15 protein-coding genes are annotated in these 19,233 nt (G+C 40.3%); 13 read left to right on the top strand and 2 right to left on the bottom strand.

The window, feature by feature from the left end; all coding sequences use genetic code 11:
- Position 1: 1 nt before the first annotated feature.
- The 13 genes from DV702_RS13565 (at position 2) to DV702_RS13505 (ending at position 15,654) form a co-directional block, all read left to right on the top strand.
- On the top strand, positions 2-1,975 hold the full coding sequence (locus DV702_RS13565; RefSeq protein ID WP_114925237.1) for a DHH family phosphoesterase: 1,974 nt from the start codon (positions 2-4) through the stop codon (positions 1,973-1,975).
- Entirely contained in the window at positions 1,975-2,421 is a 447-nt protein-coding gene (rplI, locus tag DV702_RS13560; RefSeq protein ID WP_114925236.1) for a 50S ribosomal protein L9, read from the top strand. Before DV702_RS13565 ends, rplI begins: the two co-directional genes overlap by 1 nt.
- A 24-nt stretch (positions 2,422-2,445) precedes the next feature.
- The gene (gene dnaB / locus DV702_RS13555) at positions 2,446-3,792 is read left to right on the top strand and encodes a replicative DNA helicase (protein WP_371682763.1); all 1,347 of its coding nucleotides are present in this window, start codon (positions 2,446-2,448) and stop codon (positions 3,790-3,792) included.
- A gap of 935 nt (positions 3,793-4,727) precedes the next feature.
- Positions 4,728-5,438, top strand: coding sequence for a response regulator YycF (yycF, locus tag DV702_RS13550; RefSeq protein WP_114925948.1), 711 nt, complete (start codon positions 4,728-4,730; stop codon positions 5,436-5,438).
- A 4-nt stretch (positions 5,439-5,442) separates the two neighbouring features.
- Positions 5,443-7,266, top strand: coding sequence for a cell wall metabolism sensor histidine kinase WalK (gene walK / locus DV702_RS13545; protein ID WP_114925234.1), 1,824 nt, complete (start codon positions 5,443-5,445; stop codon positions 7,264-7,266).
- On the top strand, positions 7,257-8,588 hold the full coding sequence (locus tag DV702_RS13540; RefSeq protein WP_114925233.1) for a YycH family regulatory protein: 1,332 nt from the start codon (positions 7,257-7,259) through the stop codon (positions 8,586-8,588). The genes walK and DV702_RS13540 overlap by 10 nt, the downstream gene beginning before the upstream one ends.
- Entirely contained in the window at positions 8,575-9,387 is an 813-nt protein-coding gene (locus DV702_RS13535) for a two-component system regulatory protein YycI (protein WP_162805811.1), read from the top strand. Before DV702_RS13540 ends, DV702_RS13535 begins: the two co-directional genes overlap by 14 nt.
- Positions 9,388-9,398: 11 nt before the next feature.
- Positions 9,399-10,187, top strand: coding sequence for an MBL fold metallo-hydrolase (locus tag DV702_RS13530; protein WP_114925231.1), 789 nt, complete (start codon positions 9,399-9,401; stop codon positions 10,185-10,187).
- A gap of 103 nt (positions 10,188-10,290) precedes the next feature.
- Positions 10,291-11,502, top strand: a complete 1,212-nt coding sequence (locus DV702_RS13525; RefSeq protein ID WP_114925230.1) for a S1C family serine protease — start codon at positions 10,291-10,293, stop codon at positions 11,500-11,502.
- 401 nt (positions 11,503-11,903) lie between these two features.
- Complete coding sequence (gene rlmH, locus DV702_RS13520) at positions 11,904-12,383, top strand: 23S rRNA (pseudouridine(1915)-N(3))-methyltransferase RlmH (RefSeq protein WP_114925229.1); 480 nt, start codon at positions 11,904-11,906, stop codon at positions 12,381-12,383.
- A 259-nt stretch (positions 12,384-12,642) separates the two neighbouring features.
- Positions 12,643-14,133, top strand: a complete 1,491-nt coding sequence (locus DV702_RS13515; RefSeq protein WP_240315627.1) for a histidine kinase N-terminal 7TM domain-containing diguanylate cyclase — start codon at positions 12,643-12,645, stop codon at positions 14,131-14,133.
- Positions 14,134-14,519: 386 nt separating this feature from the next.
- Positions 14,520-15,011, top strand: a complete 492-nt coding sequence (locus DV702_RS13510; RefSeq protein WP_114925228.1) for an RNA polymerase sigma factor — start codon at positions 14,520-14,522, stop codon at positions 15,009-15,011.
- Positions 14,998-15,654 (top strand): zf-HC2 domain-containing protein, encoded by a 657-nt coding sequence (locus tag DV702_RS13505; RefSeq protein WP_114925227.1) that lies wholly within the window; start codon positions 14,998-15,000, stop codon positions 15,652-15,654. The genes DV702_RS13510 and DV702_RS13505 overlap by 14 nt, the downstream gene beginning before the upstream one ends.
- 105 nt (positions 15,655-15,759) lie before the next feature.
- Here the strand turns inward: DV702_RS13505 and DV702_RS13500 are convergent, their stop codons facing one another.
- Both DV702_RS13500 and gshAB read right to left on the bottom strand, forming a co-directional pair.
- Positions 15,760-16,575: a hypothetical protein gene (locus tag DV702_RS13500; protein WP_114925226.1), complete on the bottom strand. Its 816-nt coding sequence runs from the start codon at positions 16,573-16,575 to the stop codon at positions 15,760-15,762.
- A gap of 287 nt (positions 16,576-16,862) precedes the next feature.
- The gene (gene gshAB, locus DV702_RS13495; protein ID WP_114925225.1) at positions 16,863-19,127 is read right to left on the bottom strand and encodes a bifunctional glutamate--cysteine ligase GshA/glutathione synthetase GshB; all 2,265 of its coding nucleotides are present in this window, start codon (positions 19,125-19,127) and stop codon (positions 16,863-16,865) included.
- Positions 19,128-19,233: the final 106 nt, after the last annotated feature.

Genomic DNA, 19,233 nt, shown 5'->3' with positions numbered 1-19,233 from the left:
ATTGAGTTTACTTTATAAAAGGCGAGCGATCCGAATTCCGCTAGCTGTTGTGTCTTTTTTAGGTGCAATAGGTGCTGTACTGCTGATGCTATTTCAATTTTGGGTTGGGCTATTCTTTGCCGTTCTTTTTGCGATCGCTCTTTCAATTGCCTGGAAGATAGAAAATGAAAGCTATATCGAAACGGAAAAGTATATTGAAACTTTATCCTACCGAATGAAAAAGGTAGGAGAAGAAGCGTTATTGGAACTACCTATCGGGATTATTTTATTAAATGACAAGCAATTAATTGAGTGGGTGAATCCATTTGTCACTTCTATTTACCCAGACAAATCATGGCTCGGAGAAGCGCTATATGAAATCAATGACAACTTTCGCCAAGTGATGAAAGAGGATTCCGAGCAAGACGTGATTATACTGAATAATCGATCGTATAAAGTTTACTATAAGCCAGAAGAAAAATTACTCTACTTATTTGACGTAACAGAACGTATGAAGATCCAATCACTTTATTATGCAGACCGTACGACGATCGGTATTTTACTCGTTGATAACTATGATGAATTATCACAGACGATGGACGATCAGACACGCAGTCAGATGAACTCACTTGTCACTTCACTCGTCAATGAGTGGGCGGATGAAAATGGGATTTTCGTAAAACGGATTTCGTCTGAACGTTTCTTGGCGGTATTTAACGAAGGCACATTGGAACAACTAGAAAAGACGAAGTTTGCTCTTCTTGATACGATCCGTGAGAATACATCCAAACATTCAGTACCTCTTACATTGAGTATCGGTGTCGGGACAGGCACTACATCGTTAACTGAACTTGGCGAATTAGCGCAGTCCAGTCTAGATTTAGTTCTAGGGCGCGGTGGTGACCAAGTGGCTATTAAACACCATGACGGAAAGCTGAAGTTTTACGGCGGGAAAACGAATCCTGTAGAGAAGCGTACGAGAGTGCGTGCACGTGTCATATCTCATGCGTTGAGGGATTTAATCCAAGATAGTGACCGTGTATTTGTCATGGGTCATAAAATGCCTGATATGGATGCAATAGGCGCATCTATAGGCGTACGTAAGATGGCCCGTATGAACGGCGTCGATGGATATGTAGTCGTGAATTTTGATGAATTAGATACGAGCGTGAATCGATTAATGGATGAAGTTGAAAAAGATGAAGATCTATACCACCATATGTTAATGCCCGATGAAGCATTAGAACTCATGACAGAGCGTTCATTAGTCGTCATTGTCGATACACATAAGCCTAGCATGGTAATTGATGAGCGAGTGTTAGACAAAGCACAGAAGGTCGTGTTAATCGATCACCATCGACGTGGGGAAGAGTTCATCAATAATACTGTACTCGTCTATATGGAGCCGTATGCATCCTCTACGGCTGAGCTAGTGACCGAATTGCTGGAGTATCAGCCGAAAAATGAAAAATTGACGATGCTGGAGTCTACAGCCATGCTTGCGGGGATTGTGGTCGATACGAAAAGCTTTACACTGCGAACCGGCGCTAGAACATTTGAAGCAGCTTCTTATTTGCGAACGAATGCTGCGGATACCGTACTCGTTCAACGTTTACTAAAAGAAGACATTTCGACGTATATCGAACGTTCCAAACTAATTGAAACAGTAGAATTTGTCGGCTCGGGAGATATTGCCATTGCAAAAGGACATGATGAAGTGATTCACAGTTCCGTGCTCATTGCACAAACGGCTGACATTCTTCTTACTATGCAAGGAATTTCCGCATCATTCGTCATAGCCAGACGCAGTGATGGGAAGATAGGTGTAAGCGCTCGTTCATTGGGTGATTTAAATGTTCAAGTCATCATGGAAGAACTGGGAGGTGGCGGTCATTTGACGAATGCAGCCTGCCAGTTAGACGTGGAGACGGTAGAAGAAGCAGTTACTATGTTAAAAAATACAATTGATCAATATGTTGAGAGGGGAAATGAATGATGAAAGTTATTTTCTTGCAAGATGTTAAAGGAAAAGGTAAAAAAGGTGAAGTGAAAGAAGTATCTACTGGGTATGCACAAAACTATTTATTGAAAAATAAAGTTGCAATTGAAGCGACGCCAAGTAATCTCAGTCAATTAGAAGGCCAAAAAAACCGTGAGAAGAAAGATGCGGCAGCTGAACTGGCAGAAGCGAAGCAACTGAAAGAGAAAATTGAAAAGCTAACAGTTGAACTGCAAGCAAAGTCTGGCGAAGGTGGTCGTTTGTTTGGATCTATCACTTCGAAACAGATTGGACAGGCGCTTGAAAAACAACATAAAATCAAAGTAGATCGCAGAAAAATGGAACTGCCGGATGCTATTCGTGCATTGGGCTTTACAAATGTTCCGATAAAATTGCATCCTGATGTAGCAGCTACGCTTAAAGTGCATGTTACAGAAGAATGATAAGGAGATAATAGCTTGAACCAGATGATCGAGCGCACGCCTCCCCATAATAATGAAGCAGAACAGTCGGTCATCGGAGCTGTATTTTTAGAACCACAAGCTTTAATCACTGCATCAGAAATTTTAATGCCCGAAGATTTTTATCGGGTAGCCCATAAAAAGATCTTTGAAACAATGCTTGTGTTAAGTGATAAAGGTCAGCCAATCGATCTCGTGACCATTACGGAAGAGTTAAAGGTGAAAAACGAGTTAGAAGACATCGGCGGTATTTCGTATTTAACAGAACTTGCGAATGCTGTACCGACTGCCGCAAACATCGTCTATTATGCGAATATTGTAGAAGAGAAGTCGTTATTGCGTAAGTTGATTCGTGTAGCAACGAGTATTGTTGAAGATGGGTATACCCGTGAAGATGAAGTCGAAGCATTATTAGGCGAAGCAGAGAAAAAGATGATGGAAGTATCCAGTAGAAAAAATGCTGGAGATTTCCGTCACATTAAAGATGTTCTAGTAGAGAGTTATGACAATATTGAACTCTTGCATACCCGCAAAGGTGATGTTACGGGTATACCTACAGGTTTCCGTGATCTAGATAAAATTACAGCAGGTTTTCAGCGCAATGATCTGATTATCGTAGCTGCACGTCCTTCTGTCGGTAAGACGGCATTTGCCTTAAATGTTGCGCAAAACGTTGCAACAAAGACAGATGAGAATGTGGCAATCTTTAGTTTGGAGATGGGTGCTGAACAACTAGTCATGCGTATGCTTTGTGCAGAAGGCAATATTGACGCACAAGTTCTTCGTACAGGAAATTTAGAAGCTGACGATTGGCGCAAATTAACGATGGCTATGGGTTCATTATCGAATGCAGGAATATTCATTGATGACAGTCCGGGTATCCGGATCAATGAAATACGTTCTAAATGTAGACGGCTTCAGCAAGAACACGGCCTTGGTATGATCATGATTGACTATTTGCAGTTAATTATGGGAAGCGGTCGTGGCAGTGACAACCGACAGCAAGAGGTATCTGAAATTTCTCGTTCATTGAAGGCTTTGGCTCGTGAATTAAAGATTCCTGTCATTGCTCTTTCGCAGTTGTCTCGGGGTGTGGAGCAGCGCCAAGATAAACGCCCGATGATGTCCGATTTACGTGAATCCGGAAGTATCGAGCAGGATGCCGATATTGTATCCTTTTTATACCGTGAAGATTACTATGATAAAGAAACAGAAATGCAGAATATGATTGAAATTATCATCGCCAAGCAACGTAATGGTCCGACCGGCACAGTCACGTTGGCATTTGCAAAGGAATACAACAAGTTTTTAAATATCGACTGGAGTCAGCATGAAGGCCCTCCGCCGAACTAATAAAGACGCACTTCCATTTCCAACCTTTTGGAAAGGAAGTGTTTTTTCTGTTTAAAAGAGAGTTTGACAATAACGATTGAATGAAGTGAAGCTGACTTGGAGTGTCTCGCGGCTTGCGCTTCCAGACGATACGCTTTCCGGAGGGGGCGCGGTGGATCGTCAAGCGCTGCGAGTTACACCTGTCAGTGCTGCGCTTCACTCGCAAAAGCCGTCCTCCGCTACGGCTTTCCCTGAACCTCCCGGAGTCGATCGTCTTCCAGCTTCAGCCGTACTTAGTGTGTGCAAGACAGGTTGATCGCTCTTTGTATATAGTGAAAACCAAGTAGAATTGTCTGGTATAATCTGACCTTTTTTGAAGTGAGATAGTGGTGAAGTGTTGTTAGCTACTATGACTGCTTCGATGAACTGAGTGGAAAAAGAAATGACTCTATATGCATTCACTCAGGCAATCCAACACTTCACCCACACTGTTTAGGAAGAGTAACTTGCCATACTCTATTTCTGGACGAACACAGACTGTCTTCCCGACACAAACTCAAGGATTCTCCCGGAAGAACCGGCGACTCCTGGAGGATCAGGACGACAGGCGTAATCGCCAACGCACTACTGGCGAGTCCGCCGCGTGCCCTCAGGAAAGCGTCCGGTTCTGCAGGGAGAATCCTAACACGTACACTCTTTTTCTGCACTACAAAGAAGAAGTCACTCACTCCACTCCAACTTCAGGCCGAACACCAATTAACTTCCCAACAAAAACTCAAGGATTCTCCCGGAAGAACCGTCGACTCCTAGAAGCTCAGGAATAGCAAATGACACACGCTTGAAAAAAGTGCGATTTGACCTTATTCGTGATAGAGTTAAAGGATATGGAAAGATTGCTTTCAAATAGAAAAAAGCTAGAAAAACCGAGCGCCTGCGTGGCGGGAAAGGAATACACTATGCAAAACAAAACGATTTTTATAGTAGATGACGAAAAACCCATAGCGGATATTATAGAGTTTAACTTAAAAAAGGAGGGCTTCAATGTTTTCTGTGCATATGACGGGGAAGATGCGATTAATCGCGTAGAAGAGATTCAGCCCGATCTTATGCTGCTCGATATTATGTTACCTAAACGAGACGGCATGGAAGTATGCCGTGAAGTACGTAAAAAATATGATTTTCCCATTATTATGCTAACGGCTAAAGACTCTGAAATTGATAAAGTATTAGGACTGGAATTAGGGGCGGACGACTATGTCACAAAACCTTTTGGAACACGTGAATTAATCGCACGTGTGAAAGCTAACTTGCGACGTCATGCAAGAACGATAGCCGAAGATCAAGAGGAAGCGACGAATGACATTACAGTAGGCCAATTAGTAATTCAACCAGACGCATACTTTGTACAAAAACGTGGAGAAACGATCGAATTGACACACCGTGAGTTTGAGTTGCTCTATTACTTAGCGAAACATATTGGCCAAGTGATGACGCGGGAGCATTTACTGCAAACGGTGTGGGGATATGACTATTTCGGTGATGTGCGGACAGTGGACGTGACAATTCGCCGTTTGCGTGAAAAGATTGAAGATGCACCAAGCCATCCTAGCTGGATCGTCACAAGACGTGGTGTAGGTTACTATTTGCGCGACCCGGAACAGGAATAAGCCTATGCACAAGGTAGGCTTTTTTCGATCAATCCATGTCAAATTTGTCTTGATCTACGTCTTACTCATTATTGTGGCGATGCAGATTATCGGTCTTTATTTTGCCAACGGACTTGAAAAAACGCTGAAAGACAACTTTACAAGCTCAATTATAGATCGTATGAATTTAGTAGAGTTCAGTGTGCGAGAAGAAATGACAAAAAAGCGTAAAGACAGTGATTTGACTCTTGAACAAAGTTTAAAAAATGTATTGGTAGAGTTTACTTCTGATGACATTATGGAAATTCGCGTCATTAATTCGAAATACCGCATTCTCGCTACTTCATCATATGAAAACCAAACAAGAGTAGGACAGCATTCCACGAATGATAGTGTCAGGAAGTCTATTACCTCTGAGACCATTAAAGACGTCATTACCCTTGATCCACAGACGCATTATAGGGTATTGTCTTTAGCGCAACCTATAGTGGACGGTAATGATGTGATTGGTTCTTTATATGTGGAAGCAGATATAGAGTCAGTATTTAAACAAATTGAAGAAATTAACCGAATACTTGCCGTAGGGGTCGCAGTGTCATTAACTATTACGGTGATTGTCGGGATCTTTATCGCACGAACCTTTACCCGCCCCATATCCGACATGCGCCGGCAAGCTCAGGCAATGGCTAACGGAAACTTTACGCGAAAAGTAAAGGTATACGGCACCGATGAAATGGGACAATTGGCTATCGCATTCAATCATTTGACTAATCAGCTACAGGAATCCCAGTCTACTACTGAAAGTGAAAGGCGAAAGTTGGCTTCTGTTCTGGAGAATATGACGGATGGTGTCATAGCGACTGACCGTAAAGGCCGTGTCAGTTTGATCAATGACTCTGCATTGCAAATGCTTGACGTGACGAATGATTTAGTAATCAACCGTCCTATTACTAAGATTCTTGGTATTGATTTAGACTATACATTTGAAGAACTGATCCAAGTGAAAGAGTCTATTCCTTTGGATTTCAGTACTGAAGAACAGTCATATATTTTACGTGCTACTTTTTCTGTTACACAGCGTGAGACGGGCTTTGTCAATGGTTTAATTGTAGTATTACACGATAATACAGAACAAGAAAAGATTGATATGGAGCGACGTGAGTTCGTTTCAAACGTTTCCCATGAATTACGTACACCATTAACTACGATGCGTAGCTATTTAGATGCCTTAACGGACGGGGCATGGAGAAACGAAGAAATTGCGCCAAACTTCTTACGTGTAACACAAAATGAAACCGAGCGTATGATTCGACTCGTGAATGATTTGCTGAAATTATCTCGCATGGATAGTAAAGAATACGAACTAAATAAAGAATGGGTGGAGTTCAATCGCTTTTTCAATGCGGTTATTGAGCGTTTTGAGTTCTCCAAATCTAAAAATGTCCGATTTATACGCAATCTGTATTCCAGCAGTTTGTTTGTAGAAATTGATACGGATAAACTGACGCAAGTGCTGGATAATATTATTTCAAATGCTTTAAAGTATTCTCCTGATGGCGGAGAAGTCCGTTTTGGCGTTACAGTATCAGGTGACTATATTAAAGTAATGATCTCAGATGATGGAATGGGAATACCAAAGTCCAATGTGAATCGAATTTTTGAACGCTTCTACCGTGCGGATCGTGCGCGTTCCCGTGCATTAGGAGGAACAGGTCTTGGTCTTGCCATCGCAAAAGAGATGATTGTTGCACATAAAGGAGAGATTTGGGCGCAAAGTGAAGAAGGGAAAGGAACAACGATCTTCTTCACTTTGCCATTTGAACAACAAGAGGATGGTGAGTGGGATTGAAGTATATAGAACCAATCAAATCCATCGTATTGTTATTGCTAGTACTGTTAAGTGTATTGTTTACATTTAGTGTGTGGAACTTTTCGCCGAATTATGAACCAATGGAACAATCGCAAACAATCGATATTTCCATTGCAGAAAAAAAGACTATAGACGAGATTATTAAGCCGTATAAAATGGTAATCAATTTAAAAGATCAAGTACTTGGTTCCATAGACGCAAGTAAAATCGATATCATACTTTCCGAAATGGGAAATTGGGAAATTAGTGACTTCCGTCTGGTTGAACAAAAAATGGATAAATTTAAAATTTCACAGCTTCTACAACAACCTAGTCAGATGACATTATATTTTCCAGGGGAAGTACCGATGCTTGTATACGACAATGTATTACTAATGAGCGACACAAACATAACCGAATCAACATTCAATCGTTTAGTCATTGACTGGAGCCAATCTACTCAATTGCCGTTACTGCATTTTATAAGTGAAGAAAATGGTTTGCATTACCAAGCTCAAATTCTACTGACTAATAAATCTAGCTTTCTACGTAATGTAGTAGATGTCGGCCAATCAGTAGATGAGTATGTTGAAATTGATCGTGGGAATGCTCCATTATTAGTTGTACCAAAAGATGCTGTCACCATTACTCGAAATACGTATTATCAGGAAGAAATCAATCCACACCGATTTCGGGATGCATTATTCAGCGATCCGAACGCTGTAAAACGGAGTCAAGTAGATGCTGACCGGGCAGAGTACGGGGATGACCATGCGATAATGGCAATTAATACAAAAACTAAAATGCTAAGCTATGTCATGCCTGCTGCAGAGAGTAAAGAAATAGCGATCCCTTCTGAACTTTTGCTGAATACGATCGACTTTATCAATGAACATGGCGGGTGGACGGATGAATTTCGTTTTGCTTATATGAACCCTATATCACGTTATGTGGAATTCCAGCTGTATGTAGACGGTTTACCAGTGTACAGTGACCAAGCGGGAACGAATGAGATTACCCACAAGTGGGGAACTTCTCGTACATTTAAATACATCCGGCCCTATTATACACTCGACGTCAATGTAGAAAAGATAGATGAAGAGCTACCCTCAGGCATAGAAGTGGCGGATGCTTTAAAGGAATCTGATGAGCTGGACTTTGATTCAATCGATGAGATTTCAGTAGGCTATTATTTAGTTCATGATGAAAATAGAAGATTGCTCATTGCGCAGCCTTGCTGGTATTACCTCATTAAAGATAATTGGTTCCGTTTCATGCCGGCACAGTATCCCGGAGGGGGTGAACAGCTTGGATTGGAATAAAACCAAGACGATTTTCATCATTGTCTTTTCTGTTCTAAATATTTTCTTGTATTTGTTGTACTTAGATCGTCAAACTGGTGTGGATAATATGCAAGTCGTCCCAAAAGTCTCTTTAGAAGAAACGTTAACAATGGAAGAGATCACGTACAATCCAATTCCGTTCATGAAAAAGGAAGTTTCGTATTTATCTGCACATATTGCTACGTTTTCAGATGAAGATTTGAAAGAGTTAAGCAGCCAAACGTTCAGAACGAGTGAAAATTCGCGGCTGATTGCGGATATGAAAAAAGAAGTATCAGTGAAGAACGAAAAAGACGAATTCGAATTTGACGACTATTTACTGAAATATGTTTTAAAAGGTAGCGACTATGTTTTATGGGAGTTGGACGAAGAAAATCAGTGTGCAGTATTTTTCCAACGTGTGAAAAGTGAAACGATTTTCCACAGTCCAAATGCGACGTTAGTCATTCATTGGGATGATCAATATAACGTAACGTATTATGAGCAAAGTATGCTGGATGACTTTGTCAGCTTCAATCATAAAAAAGATTTACTGTCTCAAGATGAAGCGGTAGGATCACTTGTGACAAGAGGTTACTTGAAACAAGGTTCCACGGTCATGCATGTGAAATATGGCTATTCAACGTTAGTTCAGTTAACGGAAACTCAAGTATTTGCACCGACGTGGAATGTTCAGGTAAAATTAGAAGACGGAGCAATTGAAAACTACTTTATCAATGCGATTGAAGGAAAAGTACTTGAGTTCCAACCAAATACTTTAGAAGAACAAACAGAATAGGAGTTTTCCACATGCGCTTTAGCATTTTGGCGAGCGGTAGTACAGGCAACTCGTTATATATAGAGACAGAAGAACATGCATTTCTCGTAGACGCGGGGCTAAGCGGCAAAAAAATGGAAGGTTTACTCGCTTCTATTGGTCGTTCGATGCAACAAATTGACGGCATTTTCGTCACACATGAACACAGTGATCATATTAAAGGGATCGGGGTCCTTGCTAGAAAGTACAAAACACCTATTTATGCCAACGAGAAAACTTGGCAGGCAATGGATGGATTAGTCGGTGAAATCGCCCTTGATCAACGTTTCCATTTTGATATGGAAACTGTTAAAACTTTTGGCTCACTGGATATCCAATCATTTGCTGTATCCCATGACGCGGCAGATCCGATGTTTTATACGTTCAATGAAGGCGATCGTAAATTGGCTATCATTACGGACACAGGCTATGTGAGCGACCGTATGAAAGGTCATATAAACGGAGCGGACAGTTTCGTCTTTGAAAGTAATCACGACGTCAGTATGCTGCAAATGGGACGTTATCCATGGTCTATCAAACGTCGAATATTAAGTGATGTCGGTCACGTATCCAATGAAGATGCAGCTGTTGCGATGAGCGAAGTCGTAGCTCAAAAAGACACGCAAATTTATTTAGCCCATTTAAGTTTAGATAATAATATGAAAGACTTGGCGCGTATGAGCGTAGCGCAAACACTTGAAGACTGTGGAATTCGTGCTGGAGAATTCGTTCACTTGCATGATACAGATGCAACAGTCTCCACAGAACTTGTGCTAGTCTAATAAACGCAAAAAGCCTTACATAATTAGTGGGGCTTTTTGCATTTTCATTGGAGCATATGGGTACAGTAAAGATAGGAATAATTGAACTAAGGAGGAATCGCTAATGGATGAAGAAAGAAGAGAACCGGAGTGGAGACCTACACCAGCTAGAGAACCAAAACGTAGAGGTGGTTTTTTACCAGCGTTACTCGGTGCATTGCTTGGCGGTTTAATCGTATTTGGAGTGATGATGAACTTCACGGAAGCACCGGACGATAAAATAGTAGAACAGACCGGTCAAGCACCAAGCACAAACGCACAGCACGTTCAAGTACCGATGGATATTTCAAATGACGTAACAGACGTTGTAGCAGATGTTGCAACAGCAGTTGTAGGCATTACAAATATCCAAACCGTACAAAACTTCTGGTCCTCTACAACGTCTACTCAGGAAGCGGGATCAGGATCTGGTGTCATCTACAAAAAGTCAGACGGTAAAGCGTATATTGTCACAAACCATCATGTTGTAGAAAATGCGGAACAGTTGGAAGTGAGTTTCGACGATGGAACGAAAGTCGAAGGAAAATTGATCGGCAGTGATATGTGGACCGATTTGGCGGTAGTGGAAATTGATTCGGAGCATGTAGAATCGATAGCAGAGTTCGGTGATTCCGATACGCTAAAACGGGGCGAACCCGTCATTGCGATAGGGAATCCGCTTGGTCTTGGATTTGCGGGTTCTGTAACGGTAGGCGTAGTTTCAGGTAAAGACCGTTCGATTCCGATCGACTTCAATAAAGACGGTATTGTCGACTGGCAAGCAGACGTCTTGCAGACAGATGCAGCGATCAATCCAGGTAACTCAGGAGGGGCGTTGATCAATATGGCGGGTCAATTGATAGGCATCAACTCTATGAAGATTTCAGAGGAGACTGTAGAAGGTATCGGGCTTGCCATACCGATCAATATTGCATTGCCGATTATCGAACATTTAGAAGAAACAGGTCAGGTGAATCGTCCGACAATGGGTGTATCGTTGCTCGATCTTCAACAAATTCCAATTCAACAACAGCAACAAACATTAAATTTGCCTGAAGAAGTAACAGAAGGTGTAGTTGTCACGGACATTATGACGAATTCACCGGCACAAGCCGCAGGTATGAAAAAGTACGATACGATTGTACAGCTAGATGAAGAAAAGGTGACGGATATGGTCACACTTCGTAAGTATTTGTACAATAAAAAGGAAATCGGGGATTCATTGAAAGCAAAAGTATACCGTGATGGTAAAGTACTAGACTTAGAAATGGTATTGAAAGATGGCAACACATTCTAAACTATCCACAGAGTGAATAACTTTTAGTACACATCAGGTATCATGGCGAAACCGCGCTATGATGCCTGATTTTTTTTGAAGTTATCCATTTGTGGATAAATTCAAAAAAATGTGCATAATATTGTGTAAAAATACGACTGTAAATTTCAGACTATTTTTTTATACTGACAAGCCTCAATACCTTACAGGCCAACAGGTTTCATTGTTTTTATTTTGATTCGAAAATAAGAAGTGTAAAATAAAATACGTAACGAGTAAAAAGTTATCCACAAAATTGTGGTAAACTATACAGAGTATTTTATATGTAGTAGTGAGCGCCTAGTCAGGCACAATATGTAGAGTGTCTTGTGGATATGTGCATAAGTGCTGTGTATAACCTTTAGAGAGTGAGTGGATAAACTGTGAATATAACAATTGTGACCGTGGGTAAATTAAAAGAGAAGTATTTAAAACAAGGAATAGAAGAGTATGCAAAGCGTCTAAATAGTTACGCAAAAATGCAATTAGTCGAAGTGGCGGACGAAAAGGCTCCAGAAACGTTAAGCGAAGCCGACATGGAAATTGTCAAAAAGAAAGAAGCGGATCGAATCTTGGCGAAAATTGCACCAGATGCTTATGTCATCGCGCTAGCAATCGACGGTAAAATGAAAACTTCGGAAGAATTTGCGAAGAGCATGGAGTCATTGATGACGTACGGTAAGAGTAAAATTGTCTTTGTTATTGGTGGGTCACTTGGTTTACATAGTAGTGTATTGCAGCGGTCAGATGAGAAGTTATCATTTTCCAAGATGACGTTTCCGCATCAGTTGATGAAGTTGGTATTGGTGGAGCAGATTTATCGTGGGTTTCGGATTATTAAGGGAGAACCTTATCATAAATAAAATAGTTATAGAACATTCAAAATATCAAATAATAGACCACATGTTAACGCGCAGTGTATGACATTTACTCATCCACCCAATTCACAGCAATTCAAATCTAATAAATAGTCCTAGCTAGATGACGAACGACGACACTATCTATATACTTAGATATAAATATAGTGCTCGTGCATTATAGACTTTATGTTCTGTGAGGGATCTGACTGTGGACTCGTTAACAACCTATATTACGCTTATCTGCATGTCGGGAATATTCAATGTGTTTTTAAGTTTGTATGTCTATCGAAATCGCCATCAATATAAGGCAATCGCAACTATTTTTAGTGTTTATACGGGCTCCATTGCAATCTATTGTTTTGCAGCGGCGTTCGGTTTGTTGGCGACTTCGCTTGAGTCAGTAAAATTATGGACGGTTATTCAGTATATCGGGTTGCTATCTTCTCCATTGCTTGGGCTGCTATTTATTATGAAGTATGTTCATAAGACGATCAGGACGAGAAATGTACTATTGTTGCTTGTCATTCCGATCACCAGCTTTTTTCTGTTACTTACGAATAACTCTCACCATCTCTACTACCGAGTTTTTGAAATAGACCCTGTGCTTGGAGCACCTTATATTTATCATGAAATCGGCAACTGGTATGTCATTCAGGGAATTTTTACGTTTTGTTGTATGTTTGCGGCACTTTTATTGGCTTTGTCAAAACTAAAAGAAATTACAGATGTTTACCGACCACAATTAGTAGCATTGGTAGTCGGTCAATTATTGCCGATAATTGCAGCCTTTTGCTATTTAGTCGGTTTTGCACCTCGAGGAATTGACCCGGTACCGATGGTGCTGTGGATTTCATCTGCTTTTTATGTATGGGCTATTACATCTTCACGCATGTTTTCGGTTATGCCGATTGCAAAGGATGTGATTTTCCATCATATTAACGACTGTGTTATCGTCTTGGATGCCAGCTATCGTTTAATAGAATTTAATCAGGCAAGCAAGCATATGTTGCCGCAACTGAATAAAACGTCGTTTGGCAAAAACTTTAAAGAGCTATGGAATACTCTATTTGATCAGCCGACACTTTTATCGTCTGAATGGTTTTCTCATCATAATGAGCAACAAATAACTTTTAACCAGTCAGAAGATATTTATCAGTTACGAGTCTCGCCTGTCATTCATTCTAAGCAAACAGTAGGCTATATTTTGATATTTACAGATGTTACTGAGCAAAAGCAATTACTGTATAAATTAGAAAGGCAAGCTTATTACGATGAACTAACAGGCATTTACAATCGGCGTGCGTTTTTTGAGAAAGCCCCTACAGAGCTGATTACTGCCCAGCAACAGTCTATGCCGTATACAATTATTTTGATCGATATCGATTATTTCAAGCAAGTAAATGACACGTACGGTCATCATATAGGCGATCTTGTACTGAAGAATGTAGTCAGTGTTTGTAAAAAGCAGATGGAAGATCAAGACATTTTATTTGCTCGCTACGGAGGGGAAGAGTTTGTCGTGGCATTTCAAGGGATAGCATCAGAAGGCGAGAAGCTGGCAAACCAGATGCGCAAGTCCGTAGAAGAGAGTGCATGTAAGACAAAAGAGGAAGAAATAGCAGTTACGATCAGCTGTGGTGTTGCTTCTACTTCAAAAGAAGAAACATTGACAGAGTTACTAATTCGGGCAGACGATGCACTGTATTCGGCTAAAGGGGCAGGTCGAAACAGGGTTCATATCTATCTTCAATGAACAAAAAGTAGCGGTCTAGAAACTGTGATTTCTTCCATTCAGTATTATGAAGGCTGCAGGATAAAAGCAGCTAACCGGTGTGCATACTCTTCTTTTTTTAAAAAGCTAGGACATAACATGCAAAAAGCGTAAAGGACACGTCATCCTTTACGCTTTTTGTAACTGCTTTTTAGCTTATTATAGTGTATCAGATTGGAAATGGATCAGCAGGCGCTCCTAATGCTATATTCAAGCTCGTAAAAGCTCACTTGTTGGATGTAGCCGGAAAGACTCTACAAAAATGCCTGGAATTGGATTTTAGTTTAGATGTTCCTCAGTCTCATTTTTTATAAAATGTTGTAACGTTTTCATATTTCGTTAGTTAGTAAAGTGAGGGAGGGGAGAAAGTGAACTTTGAGGAAATTTATAAAGCGTATTTTCAGGACGTCTACTTATATACAAAATCTTTAGCATGTGACAAGGATGTAGCGGAAGAAATCGCACAAGAGACATTTTTTAAGGCGTTGAAATCGTTCCATCAATTTGATGGAAAAAAAGATATACGAGCATGGTTGTTCACAATTGCAAAAAATACGTATTTTACCCAATACAAAAAACAACAACGTGAGACAACTATTGAAGAACTCTCAGCACAAAAGGACGTTCAACTCATCAATTTTTTAATGAATGAAGAAAGAGCTCTCATTATTCATCAATTCTTACACGCAATGGAAGAACCTTATAAAGAAGTTTTCTCCCTTAGAACATTTGGTGAGCTTTCTTTTCAGACAATTGGGCACCTATTTGGCAAAAGTGATAGCTGGGCTAGAGTGACATATTATCGCGCGAAAAAGAAAATCATGATGTATATGGAGGCGAAGCAAGATGAAGGAAATTAAATGTTCAGTTATTCAGGATTTATTGCCACTTTATATAGACGACGCAATAAGTGACGATACAAAAACATTAGTGAATAAGCATTTAAAAACTTGTGAGGAGTGTAAAAAAGAATATGAGCAAATGAAGGAAACCTTGTACGTACCGATTGAAAATAAAGCAACGTTGTTCATTCAGTTGAATAAACAATGGAACAAGAAAAAACGGCTTCTTATATTCAGTTCTGTTTTAGCAACTATTTTATTAGGATTTGCCGTATTTTCATTTATCGTTTATTATGCAAAGCCAATACCTTATGCAACAGACTTAGTTAAAATTGAGGAAAAAGCAGATGGGACGCTCGTTTCAAATTATTTTGGGAAAAGTCATGCAGGAACATACGCGTCACACCCGATAAAAGTTGAAATAGACGGTGAAATGAAAAATGTTAGCCTTATCTATTATGTTGAAACAATCGCAAATTCACCTACTAGCAACCTTTTAGGAGAGCATAAAAGTAGCAGCCCTATACAATTTGTATTGCCAGAGAGCGAAAGCGTGGATGCTGTATACTACGGATCGTTTGATTTTGAAGATGTAATTACTACAGAAGAGCTAGAGTGGGAAAAACGTATCCAACAAATGACTTTAGTTTGGGAGAGATAAATAGGGATTAAATCAAACTGTATGTGAACATATTATGCTGAATCGTCCTACAAGTAATCTGACTCTTTCCAGAACCTCCAAATATATTCTGGAGAGAGTCCTCCATTACAACGTCTTCGGATAAGAAATACGCTTCGCTTCATCATCCAAACCTAGTAAAACCAACTGCTTTTTTACATAAGATTGTAATGATTCATTCTCAAAAAATAATCCTTTCGATTGACCATCGCGAATGAAGGCTAGTTTTTCTTCATAAGAGGCTGTACGAAAGAACTGTTGAACTGCAACTATGTCCATATGTTCAATAGCAGGTAATGTAAAAGGGCTTGTATCACTGCTAGTATGAACGGCTTGAGGCGAAACGATTCCAATCGTATCTTCTGTAGAAAGAACTACTTCATTTCTACGTGTGTTCATCATATCTTTGTAGTAGGCAATGAAAGAGAGTGGTGGATTGGAAGGTATGAGCTTTTCTATACGCTCGATCACTCGTCTTTCGTTTGAGTCAATTGCGTGCGTAGCCAATGATACCTCGCTCACTTGCATACTATCCAACATATCCATAGCTTCTGGATAGAAGAAAATAATCTTCAAAAAGTCTCGTAGATTTTTCGCAGCTAGTGTAACCGGTTGACTATAATCCATTGGTGAGACACGTACGATATAAGCAGTTTCTAAGCTTGCTACTTGTCCAAAGTCCGTTAAAAATCCAAAGTGAATACCATCTACGCCAGTTCTTGCAAATGAAATAACATCTAAAGGTGTGTTCAAGTAGCGGGAATCCAACCCTTCTAGTGAAAAGAAGTAGCCAAGTAAATCCCCATACGGTAGTAATTCTTCGTTTGTTAAAGCTTCTTGTAGCTCGATGATCTGAAGCAATAAGGCAGGAGCTTGGTATTTCCCATAATTTAGTGCAATCATATAATCTTCCTCTCTTACACGTCCGTTAATAAACTATAGTATTTAAAAGCGAGTTTGACTAGGGTGTGATCGTTTTTAAAGGTGGAATGAGGCACTGTAAAGGAGAAGTCACTTACCATACCCTATTTCTGGACGAACACGAACTAACTTCCCGACACAAATTTAAGGATTCTCCCGGAAGAACCGGCGACTCCGCCGCGTGCCCTCAGGAAAGCGTCCGGTTCTGTAGGGAGAATCCTAACGAGTATACTACTTTGCTACACCACAAAAGAAAAGGTCATCCGTTATCATGAGTCGAGTTCAGGGAATAGATAGTGCAGTATATCCGTTGTTAACCGTCTAGACTTTCCTTTGTACGGATAAATGTGCATATACATCGACGGATTAAAATTTGCTTCAATAATTCCATACGCGTTCGGCTCAGTAGCGAGAACATCGGCGTCTTCAATGATTAAATCGATTCCGCTAATCTTAGCGCCGAGCGCAGCTACTGCGTCGACTGCTATTTTTTTATAGTCTTCAGAAATCTGGTCTGTGACATCGATTGAATCTCCGCCTGTACTAACATTGGAATTTTCACGCAGATAAACGATTTCACCTTCTCGCGGTATAGAATCCAGTTGGTATCCTTGACCTTTTAACATGAGGATCTCTAGTTCACCAAGTTGGATCAATTCCAACGGTGTCCGGTGATCAGTACCCCGCAGAGGGTCTTCATTCTTTGCGTTGACTAGTTCCGTAATTGTTTGTTTGCCATCGCCTGTGACATTTGCCGGGACACGTAGCATGACGGCTAATACTTTGTCATGTAGAACAAAGAATCGATACTCCGTTCCTACGAGGAAGTCTTCTACTAAAATAGAGTCATCTTCACTGAATGCAATGTCTACAGCAGATTTATAATCGTCATAGCTCGCACCATCTTTGAAGATCGAAATACCGAGCCCATAATTCGTTGTTTTCGGCTTCACTACAAATGGAGTGTTAGCAAACATTTTATAGGCGCGCAATGCTTCTTCTTTCGTACTGAATTCGTCACCAGCTGGAACGTGGTAGCCTTTTTCTTCAAGAATCTTTTTCGTGACTGTTTTATTCTCCATGATCAAAGTAGAGACATATGTATCTTTACTCGTCATATTCCCATTTTTGACATATTCCACGTGATCACGCAGTTTCAGTTTCAAGAATTGATCGTGGCGGTCTAGCACTTCTACTTTGATACCTTTTTGGATAGCATCGAACATCATAATTTGCGTAGATAATTCCATATCTGTAAAGCCTGTTAATTCATATGGTTTCTTCCACAATTTTGCGTGAGTTTTCTTAGCTATTTCTGTCGCTACTTGGCTTTGACTAGTTTTTTCGCTCTCTACATACAGTCTTCCTGCTAGTGTTTTCGAAGGGTCTGCAAGCATCGCCCGTAGGTTTGCAAAGAGTGAATCAGAAACAGGAAAGTCCAAATCCTTTGACAACTGCTCCATTCCGTCCACAAGTTCATGCGCTTCGTCTTCAAACTGGGTGTGTGTCAATGGGTGTTCAAGTGCGACGACATCATTTCGTGCATCACCAACTTTACCGTATTCATCACACTCTGGATTTTCTTCTTTTTGTAGAAGGTAGAGAAGGAAGATATGCAGGAATTCCGCTTGTTCATGACTAATACCATTCGTTTCAAATGGATTTAGATCAATATTTCTTAGCTCCACGTATCGCACACCGGTATGCCTGAAATCTGCTACACGATCACTACCCCGTAAACGCATCGCTGTGTAAAATTCCTTTTCTTCTACCAGCAATCCTCTATTCACTACGGAAGACAAATCTGTAATATATTTTTCAATTGTACTGAACGATACGTTTACATCGTCATGATTGACGTATCCGAATCTACTGCTGCGGATACTTCTGACAGGTTCGTTAGGTTTGTCATCGCAGCCATAGAAGTTTGCTTCACTTGTAGGGGAGGCACCGTAGAAATATGTCACGAGCCAACGATAGTATAAGTAATTTCTCGTTAGTTTCAAATAAATATCTGTCTTAAACTGCTGATAGTCTTCAATATCCGATTGCAAACTAAACAACATACGAAGCAGTTCATCACTGAACTCAAAATTGAAATGAATCCCACAAATCATCTGTTTGCGACGCCCGTATGAATTGGCGAGTGAACGACGATAGAGAACATTTTCAAAATTGTTTAGCTTTGCGATCACAATGTCTTCTTCTTTTTCAGGAAGAGCAGGAGGCATGCTCAATGGCCAAAGCATTTCTTTCTCGCCCATCGATCGATAGGCGACATCATGAATGCCAGATAGGTAATCAAATAATTCATCTAACGTATTGAGGACAGGTGTAATCAGTTCCATTTGTGTTTCAGAGAAGTCGCGTTGAATATAGGGATGTTCGTCTCTCATGCCGATATTTGCAGGATGATCTGTTGTTGCTAAGTGTCCTTCTAGATCTACACGCTGACCTTCCTTTTCTATGCCGTAGCGAGCCTTCAAAACATATGGCTTAATACGTTCATCGGCTAACATTTTCTTAAGATCCATTGTAACTGTCCCTCCTATGTACTGTATTTTTGAGTCTATTCTTCTATCTTAGTTCATATACCCGTAAAAACAAAAATATCCACATTATAATTAATGTGGACATGTA

Source organism: Sporosarcina sp. PTS2304, from assembly GCF_003351785.1.
GTDB lineage: Bacteria > Bacillota > Bacilli > Bacillales_A > Planococcaceae > Sporosarcina.
The sequence above is the reverse complement of the archived record's forward strand: the minus strand, read 5'-3'. Positions and strand labels throughout refer to the sequence as shown.

What these genes read in the sequence shown, in the direction of transcription:
- DV702_RS13500 (WP_114925226.1), bottom strand. Translation starts at nt 16,575, where the DNA reads ATGATTGCACTAAATTATGGGAAATACCAAGCTCCTGCCTTATTGCTT.
- yycF (WP_114925948.1), top strand. Translation starts at nt 4,728, where the DNA reads ATGCAAAACAAAACGATTTTTATAGTAGATGACGAAAAACCCATAGCG.
- DV702_RS13525 (WP_114925230.1), top strand. Translation starts at nt 10,291, where the DNA reads ATGGATGAAGAAAGAAGAGAACCGGAGTGGAGACCTACACCAGCTAGA.
- DV702_RS13505 (WP_114925227.1), top strand. Translation starts at nt 14,998, where the DNA reads ATGAAGGAAATTAAATGTTCAGTTATTCAGGATTTATTGCCACTTTAT.
- dnaB (WP_371682763.1), top strand. Translation starts at nt 2,446, where the DNA reads ATGATCGAGCGCACGCCTCCCCATAATAATGAAGCAGAACAGTCGGTC.
- rplI (WP_114925236.1), top strand. Translation starts at nt 1,975, where the DNA reads ATGAAAGTTATTTTCTTGCAAGATGTTAAAGGAAAAGGTAAAAAAGGT.
- gshAB (WP_114925225.1), bottom strand. Translation starts at nt 19,127, where the DNA reads ATGGATCTTAAGAAAATGTTAGCCGATGAACGTATTAAGCCATATGTT.
- walK (WP_114925234.1), top strand. Translation starts at nt 5,443, where the DNA reads ATGCACAAGGTAGGCTTTTTTCGATCAATCCATGTCAAATTTGTCTTG.
- DV702_RS13530 (WP_114925231.1), top strand. Translation starts at nt 9,399, where the DNA reads ATGCGCTTTAGCATTTTGGCGAGCGGTAGTACAGGCAACTCGTTATAT.